This is a genomic window from Pseudomonas abyssi (genome assembly GCF_002307495.1).
GTDB lineage: Bacteria > Pseudomonadota > Gammaproteobacteria > Pseudomonadales > Pseudomonadaceae > Halopseudomonas > Halopseudomonas abyssi.
This window is the reverse complement of sequence record NZ_NTMR01000004.1, coordinates 1-2,506: the sequence shown is the minus strand read 5'-3', so window position 1 is coordinate 2,506 and position 2,506 is coordinate 1. Positions and strand designations below refer to the sequence as shown.

Below are 2,506 nucleotides of genomic sequence, written 5' to 3'. Positions count from 1 at the left end.
CGGGGTTCGTCAGCAGTCTGAGGCGCCTTGCGGCGCCCTTTTTGCCAGGTCGGGCCAAGGCCCGACCGCCACATCACCTCAACTGTCCGGCCGACCCTGATCGGGCTGGCTGTAGTCGCACACCCCCTGCGGGAAGATCGCGTTGAGCTGCTCAACCTCACCGGCATCCGGTATCCAGGTGCCATAGGTGCCGTCGCTCAGCGCCGTCGCTACCGGTTTCAGTGCGCACTTGAAGATACTGCCTTCAATCGGCGCCCCGGCTTCCATCCGCGAGGTAGTGTAGGTCGGGAACTGTTGGGTACAGGTGCCCGCCGGCTGCTCGTTGATGATACCGTCCCAGACGCTGTCACCTTGGGCGATCAGGCTGCCGTCGGTATTAAAGCAGCTGTCCAGCGCGGTTGCCGGCCGGTTCTCACCGATACTCTGCTCCGGGTTTTCGCGGATGTTGGTCAACCATTCATCCAGCACCTCCAACGCCATCCAGGTCTGATCGAAGTTACGTTGAGCCTCGGGCTCCTCCGGGTCACTGGTATCGGTGGGACGGGCATCGGTGAACCAGATCACCTGATTATCGGCGTTGCCCATCTTGTTGAGGATGCGCTGACGCGACGAGAACGACTGGTGACTGTTGTGCATGTCCAGCACCTCCTCCAGATAGTGCCGCCAATCGATAACCGGAATGTTCAGCTGCCCGTCAAACACGATGCCCTGCTCGTAGGCCGCATTCATGGCCAGCGGGTCACCCTCGGTACGCGGCGCAGGCGCGATACCGTCGGCGCTGAGGTTCATGTTGCGGCTGCTCCATGGGTCGAAGTTGGCAGCCGTGTGCGGCGGCAGGAACGGCGAGCCCTCCTGCACCATTTCGCTGGGTTGCTTCCAGCCGCCCACCAGCGTATTCAGGCGCAGGAATTCGGCGGGGGTAATCTCACCCCGGCGCAGCGGCAGCAGACCGTATTGCACGCCAACGTTGTCGAACAGCGTGCGCGGCTCACCCTCTTCGTCCACGCCATAGACATTGCGCAGGTCATCAAAGTGCGTCCAGTGCACATCAGCCATGATTTCCGGCGGCTGCATCTGGTCCTGATACGGCGCCTGACCATAGTTTGGATTCATGGTCAGCGGCGTCAGGCCGCGCCAGCCCGGGATGCACTCGGTCATGCCCGGGGCACTGGCATAGCCGAGCGCCAGCTTGTTGTCATACAGCGGATCCGCGTAGGCGTCGGTGGCATGCAAACCCACCAGTAAGCTGCGGTTCTCGGTAGTCTGCCAGCGCGTGTTGCTGCGATCGGTGACATCCATGTAGTACTCAAGCAGCTCGCAATCGCCGACGTGAATGGTCTGCGTCACCATATCCGGGTAGGAATACTGCGGCACACCCGCGTCGATCAGCCCCGGATGGTTCTGCGAGTAGACATACTGCTGAATCGCCCCGCCCGAGCCACCAATGGCAACCGTGTACTCGGGCACACCGAAGCGCTTGACGAAGTGCTCCTTGGTCATCAGCGCGGTTTCGCCACCCACCTGCAGGTTGTAGTGCGTGCTGGCCCGGGTACCCGTGGAATAGATCACGGCGTAACCCAACCCCAGCACCTCCGGCGTCAGCGCATCGCCACTCGGGCGGCCCTGGCTATGACCAATACCTACACCACCCTGGAAGTGAAACAGCAGGCGACCGTTCCACAGATCGGTGCTGGCAGCATCATCGGCGTCGGCGCGATCGGCCAGGGTGGCAAAGCTGTAGATAAAGCGGTTGAGGGTGCCTACCTCCCGGCGCACCACAAAGTCCACTTCGCGGCCATCGGTCAGGGTCGTGGTGGCCATGTTGGCCGGACGGCTGCGATCAGCCGGCAGCTCGGCATACTCACCCTCGGTGGTCATGTAGAGAAACTGCACCTGCGGCTCGATGCTGCAGTCGCGGCTGTAGCCAACGACGGTTTCGCCCTCGTAGACCGGGAAGCCGCCCTCCTGATTGTCCACCAGCGGCTGGATACCCAGCTCTGCGGCCACGGTACAGACAAAGGGATATTGCTGCGGACCGGAGAAGATCGGACCGGTTTCCGGGTAGGCGGTCAGGGTCATGTTGTAGAGTTCACCGAAGCGGCTGTGGTGCAGCTCCAGGCGATTTTCGCCGAGTGTCAGCCCTTCGATCAGGACCTCCATCCGGCCATTGCGCTCGACCATCCGGGTCGGCTCGATCTCGGTATCGTTGAGCCACAGTTCCAGGTTGTCGAGCTGCTCATCGATGACATTCAGATCGCCCTCAATGGTGACCAGCACGTCATCACCGGTTACCTGATCCAGCGCGCTGGATAACACGCCCAGCGACAGGTCGGGGCGTACCGGGTCATCGGAATCGGAGTCGCTGCTCAGGCACCCGGACAGGGCCAGGGTCAGCAGGCTGAGTGAAAAGACGGGTGCAAGCTTACGCAGGTGTGCCATAAATCATCCCTCTTTGGCAGTGGGCTTTTTGTTCTTCCAAGCAAGCGCTGATCAATTCCACACGCCT

At 61.7% G+C, this 2,506-nt stretch carries 1 protein-coding gene; it reads right to left on the bottom strand.

What is annotated here, in order from left to right:
- Positions 1 to 78: 78 nt before the first annotated feature.
- Positions 79 to 2,439, bottom strand: a complete 2,361-nt coding sequence (locus CNQ84_RS04660; RefSeq protein WP_096003760.1) for a DUF6351 family protein — start codon at positions 2,437 to 2,439, stop codon at positions 79 to 81.
- Positions 2,440 to 2,506: the final 67 nt, after the last annotated feature.

Bases quoted from the DNA above. Each gene is read 5' to 3' on its own strand.
- CNQ84_RS04660 (WP_096003760.1), bottom strand. From the start codon at position 2,439: ATGGCACACCTGCGTAAGCTTGCACCCGTCTTTTCACTCAGCCTGCTG.